Origin of the sequence: Flavobacterium sp. (assembly GCF_046155325.1) — a bacterium.
Classification (GTDB): Bacteria; Bacteroidota; Bacteroidia; order Flavobacteriales; family Flavobacteriaceae; genus Flavobacterium.
Window position 1 is genome coordinate 1 of record NZ_JBJXDQ010000192.1, and the last position, 5,659, is coordinate 5,659.

Here is a 5,659-nt window from a genome sequence, read left to right on the forward strand (position 1 = left end):
TGGATAAATTGCCCGTGGGTGACCCTACCCTTTCGGCTAAAGAAATTATTGGCAACGAATCTCAGGAAAGAATGGGATTAGTTATTGGCAAAAAAGACATTGATTTACTTCAAAAAATTGCCGACCGGGAACGTTCGCCAATGTATCAAGTGGGTGACGTTACAGCCGATCACCGTTTTACTTTCGAATCGAAAACTACGGGTTTAAAACCGATGGATTATGCTTTGGAAGATTTCTTCGGAAGTTCGCCAAAAACCGTAATGACGGATAAAACCATCCATTACAATTATCCTGCATTAGAATACGATGTAAAAAATATATCTACTTATTTAGAGCAAGTTTTACAACTAGAAGCCGTAGCCTGTAAAGACTGGTTGACGAACAAAGTCGATCGTTGCGTGGGCGGAAAAGTAGCCAAACAACAATGTGCCGGACCATTACAATTGCCATTGAACAATTGTGGCGTGGTAGCCTTGGATTATTTAGGAAAAGAAGGAATTGCTACCTCGATTGGGCACTCTCCTATCGCATCATTAATTGATCCTGTTGCAGGAACAAGAACAGCCATTGCCGAGTCTTTGTCGAATATCGTTTGGGCTCCAATCAAAGATGGAATGAAAGGAATTTCATTGTCGGCCAACTGGATGTGGGCTTGTAAAAACGAAGGTGAAGACGCTCGTTTGTACGCTGCCGTTGAAGCTTGTTCCGACTTTGCCATCGAATTGGGAATCAACATTCCAACAGGGAAAGATTCGCTTTCAATGAAACAAAAATATCCAAATGACGAAGTAATTGCGCCAGGAACGGTCATTATTTCGGCAGGTGGAAATTGTATTGATATTCGAAAAGTGGTAGAGCCCGTTTTGCAAAAAGATGGAGGTTCAATATATTACATCAACTTATCTCAAGACGAATTTAAGTTGGGTGGATCTTCATTGGCACAAACTTTAAATAGTATTGGTAACGAAGCACCAACTATAAAGGACGCCGCTTTCTTTAAAAATGCGTTTAATACATTACAAGAATTGATTTTAGACAATCAAATCTTGGCGGGTCACGATATTGGAAGTGGTGGTTTGATTACTAGTTTATTAGAAATGTGTTTTGCTGATGTGAATTTGGGAGCGAAAATTGATTGCTCAGTTTTTGAAGAAAAAGACATCATCAAATATCTTTTTGCAGAAAATATTGCCGTAGTTTTCCAAGCCAATTCAGATGAAGTGGTTGAAGCAAAATTGCAGCAAAACAATGTCGAATTCTTCAAAATTGGTTCAGTAACAACAAACGATACTTTAGACCTTGGACTTTCGACTTTCGACATAAAAAAATACAGAGACATTTGGTTTAAAACCTCTTTCTTATTAGACCAAAAACAAGCAAAAAACGGAACAGCAAAAGAGCGTTACAATAATTACGCAACTCAACCTTTACAATTTGTTTTTCCGAAACATTTCACAGGAAAAGCTCCTAGCTCCCTCCCTTTCGGGGAGGGCCGGGGTGGGGCTCCAAAAGCAGCCATTATTCGTGAAAAAGGAAGCAATTCAGAGCGTGAAATGGCCAATGCGATGTACTTAGCAGGATTTGATGTAAAAGATGTTCACATGACCGATTTGATTTCGGGACGTGAAAATCTGGAAGATATCCAATTCATTGGTGCTGTGGGTGGATTCTCGAATTCGGATGTTTTGGGTTCAGCCAAAGGTTGGGCCGGAGCCTTTTTATACAACGAAAAGGCTAAAAATGCTTTAGACAATTTCTTCAAAAGAGAAGATACTTTATCCGTTGGAATTTGTAATGGTTGTCAATTGTTTATGGAACTCGAATTGGTTAATCCAGAGCATGAAGTACATGGAAAAATGTTGCACAACGACAGTCACAAACACGAAAGTATTTTTACTTCAGTTACGATTCAAAAGAACAAATCGGTGATGTTGTCGACTTTGGCGGGAAGCACTTTGGGCGTTTGGGTTTCGCATGGCGAAGGAAAATTCCATTTGCCAATGGGAGAAGAAAACTACAACATCGTTGCAAAATACGGTTATGATAGTTATCCTGCGAATCCTAATGGATCTGATTATAACACAGCGATGCTATGTGATACAACTGGAAGACATTTGGTGATGATGCCACACATTGAACGTTCTACTTTTCAGTGGAACTGGGCACATTATCCAAAAGATAGAAACGACGAAGTTTCTCCTTGGCACGAAGCCTTTGTAAATGCTAGATTGTGGATAGATAAAGAATCAATGTAAACATTTTTTTTAATTAAAAAAAATTGGTTCCTACATTTATATGTACATCTATAATTTTAAATTTTTTATAAATAGTGCTATGTATGGATAAAAACATTATTATTTGTGACGACCACACCCTTTTCTTAAATGGACTATCTGAAATTTTAAATAAATTTTTGGGACATTATAGTGTGGTTACATTCAATGATTCACAATCATGTAAGACCCATATTCAACAAAATAAAGTGGATGTTTTTATTTGCGATTTAAACATTGACAATGTTGACGGTTTTGTATTAATACAAGAGTTAAAATACGCACTAAAAGACACTAAAATTATTATTCTAACAGCTTACTATGAAGATTTTTTGATTAAAAAAGCGCAGAAATTTGGGATTGATGCTTTTTTGAAAAAAGAGACTCCTATAGAAGAACTTATTGATGTTATAGAATCTGAAAAAAACACTCCATTTTATACCAATAAAAACAAAATAAAAACTATAAATGAATTTGATTCTAAAGATGAATCTACAGTTAATAAATTCAGGCTATCTAAGCAAGAAAAACAAATTATTAAATTCATTGTTGAAGGTAAAACCAGTAAAGAAATTGCAACACTTTTATTCATAACAAAAAATACGGTTGACACCCATCGTAAAAACATAGGTAGAAAGTTAGAAATCAAAAATAATAGTTCGCTAATTAAATTTGCAAATGAAAATAATATATTTTCTTAGCGTTTTATTAATTTTCAATTTTTCCTTTTCAATGGATAAGGATAAACTGAAAATTGATGGAGAATACACTGTTGATTGGAATTCAACTTATACTCTTTCTTCATTAAAAACTAAAAGCTTTCATCCCTTTATAAATAACAAAATCAGTATAGGATATAATAATCATGCATCGATTTGGTGTGTTTTTAAAATAAAAAATACTGATTTAAAGAATGATGTAAAAACCTGGTTGTGCTTCGAAAACAATCACATTGATAGTTTGTTTTTTTATGATGGAAATAGACTAGAGCTATTAGGGGATAGAACTAATTTTGTCAGTCCGTTTATGAAAGGGCAATGTTTCAGTATTGCATTAAAGCCTAATGAAAACAAAACAATCCAAGTTAAATTAAAAAAGGAAATCTCTTTTTTTGAATTTTCTTATAGTTTTGAAAACGAAAAAAATTTATCCATTAGTTCCTTGAGAAAAACATCTTTCATAACTCTTTTTTTAGGAAGTATTCTTTTTTTATTAATTTTCAATTTCATTCTCTATTTTATCACTAAAAATAAATTGATTTTAAAATATATTTTATACTCCATTCTTACTGTATTTTACGTTACAATAATCTCTAACTACCTTAAAAACATACTATTTAACGAATTTATATATTTTAGTGAACTGCAAATTTATACTGCCTGTTTTTGGTTTATCAGTTTAAGTTATTTTATGATGGATTTTTTGGAATTAAAAAAGAATCAACCTCAAAAACATAAAATTATTTACTATTGTAATCTTTTAATTTTTGTTTCAATACTATCCAGTTTTTTGGTGTTGTATATAAATTATTTAAAATTATTACAATTATTTTTCTATCTCACCTACAGTGCTTTTTTAATCATTTTTTCAACAATAACGTTGGCATCAATTACAAACTATAAAATAAATAAAAAAAACAGCCTTTATGTTCTCATTGCTTTTCTCCCACATTTTCTATGGGGAACTTTTTTTATTTTAAAATCATTTAGTTTGGTTCAAATCGATTTGCAGGAGGAATTGGTGGTATATATTGGATTGTATGATGTTCTTTTTTTTGGGTATGTATTAACCAAAAATTATATTGAAACCTTTCAAAAAAACAATGCTTTAAATCTTGAAATTTTAGCCGAAAAAGAAAAGTCAATTCGTTTAATTACCCAAGTACAAATTAGAGAGCGTCGCAATATTGCAAACATAATTCACGATGATTTAGGAAGTAAAATTGCGTATGTTCTACAACTTTTAAAGCTAGAAAAAATAGCGCTTGCCAATACCAATATTCAAGAACTTGCTACCGATATTAGAGAAATATCACATCGAATATTACCCAAATCCCTGGATGATGGAGCATTATTAGACAGTTTAAAAAGTCAAATTTATATTCTTAATACAGGATTACAACATTTAAAAATTGAGCTTTTTACTTATGATTTCCCTGAAAAAATAAACGAAATCTGGATCTATGACATGTACCTAATTTGTTTAGAAATTATCAATAATGCGATAAAACATGGAAAATCAAACCATATAACTATAGAATTTTATGGTTCCTCTAAAAATTACCGATTTCAATTTACCGACGATGGAGTTGGTTTTAATGTGCACCAAACCCCAAAAGGATTTGGACTTGAAAATATTGAAAAGAGAATTCATAACTACAATGGAATTTTTGAAATCAATAGTGTAGAAAATGAAGGAACCATTATCCAATTGAGTATTCCAAAAAAGAAATAGGCTTTTTTTTTAGTTTATATTGCAATATATTTGAAACACAATATTCTGTCTTTTAATAATTTATATTATTTTTCATTGTAAGTAGCGAGACGTCTACCGCTCATGTTGATTATAACAGAAATGGTGTATTGGATGATTATGAATTACCTGAACCTTCAACACTATATAGCACCGTTTTTTCAAATGTTGTCACTTTTAAATCCCAAGAAACAAGAACTGGTGATAATACAAATGAAGTTATTGGAACCTTAATTGATAAAAAAAATACCATAAAATACGGTTCACCCGAGGGTGAGGTATTTGAATTAGTTAAAGAATAATTGAAATTTGCATAAAAAAACTCATTCTTTCGAATGAGTTTTTTTATGCTTCAACTGAAAATCATTATTTTCCTTCCTCCAATTCCTTTCTAGATTTATACCCTTTCAAGAATTCTCCTTTAGGTTTACCATCATCAAAAGAACTCCATTTTACAAGGGTTCTCACGTTATTTCGCGCTTCTTCGTTGGTGTAGTTCTCGTATTCGATTCTGTAAATAGCCGAGTACATTTCGGCACGACCCACACCATGATAGCAATGAATCAATACCGGATAATTGGCGGGATTATCCATGATTCTAAAAAACGTTTTTAGATTTTCAGGTTTTGGGACTTGGTCAGAACCATTATTAAAATAATTTACGCCTTTTATTTTTTCGATAGCTTCTTTTTCGGCGGTCAATTCAGCTGGAATTTCAGGATTATTGACATCATCGCCTGTACCCGGAAAACGTAAATCGACCACCGATTTGATATGGTATTCTTTAATATAACTTTCTAATTCGTCAGGCGGAATCACTCCTGATTTATAGACTTTTCCTTCGGTTATCGTTTCGAAATTATGATTGATATTCATATCATACACGTACTTCCCTACTAGTATCAAAACAGCGG

General features: G+C 32.5%; 5 protein-coding genes. 4 read left to right on the forward strand and 1 reads right to left on the reverse strand.

What is annotated here, in order from left to right; genetic code table 11:
• The 4 genes from purL to ACKVOD_RS12710 form a co-directional block, all read left to right on the forward strand.
• On the forward strand, positions 1 to 2,255 hold a 2,255-nt coding region (gene purL, locus ACKVOD_RS12695), incomplete at its 5' end, for a phosphoribosylformylglycinamidine synthase (RefSeq protein WP_409209837.1).
• Positions 2,256 to 2,338: 83 nt separating this feature from the next.
• Positions 2,339 to 2,974, forward strand: a complete 636-nt coding sequence (locus ACKVOD_RS12700; protein WP_409209838.1) for a response regulator — start codon at positions 2,339 to 2,341, stop codon at positions 2,972 to 2,974.
• Positions 2,975 to 3,005: 31 nt separating this feature from the next.
• On the forward strand, positions 3,006 to 4,727 hold the full coding sequence (locus ACKVOD_RS12705) for a 7TM diverse intracellular signaling domain-containing protein (RefSeq protein WP_409209839.1): 1,722 nt from the start codon (positions 3,006 to 3,008) through the stop codon (positions 4,725 to 4,727).
• 128 nt (positions 4,728 to 4,855) lie between these two features.
• On the forward strand, positions 4,856 to 5,047 hold the full coding sequence (locus ACKVOD_RS12710) for a hypothetical protein (protein WP_409209840.1): 192 nt from the start codon (positions 4,856 to 4,858) through the stop codon (positions 5,045 to 5,047).
• A 64-nt stretch (positions 5,048 to 5,111) separates the two neighbouring features.
• On the opposite strand, the gene ACKVOD_RS12715 is transcribed toward ACKVOD_RS12710, so the two are convergent.
• Positions 5,112 to 5,651: a dual specificity protein phosphatase family protein gene (locus ACKVOD_RS12715; RefSeq protein WP_409209841.1), complete on the reverse strand. Its 540-nt coding sequence runs from the start codon at positions 5,649 to 5,651 to the stop codon at positions 5,112 to 5,114.
• Between the last annotated feature and the right edge of the window lie 8 nt (positions 5,652 to 5,659).

Bases quoted from the DNA above. Each gene is read 5' to 3' on its own strand.
- ACKVOD_RS12705 (WP_409209839.1), top strand. From the start codon at position 3,006: ATGGATAAGGATAAACTGAAAATTGATGGAGAATACACTGTTGATTGG.
- ACKVOD_RS12700 (WP_409209838.1), top strand. From the start codon at position 2,339: ATGGATAAAAACATTATTATTTGTGACGACCACACCCTTTTCTTAAAT.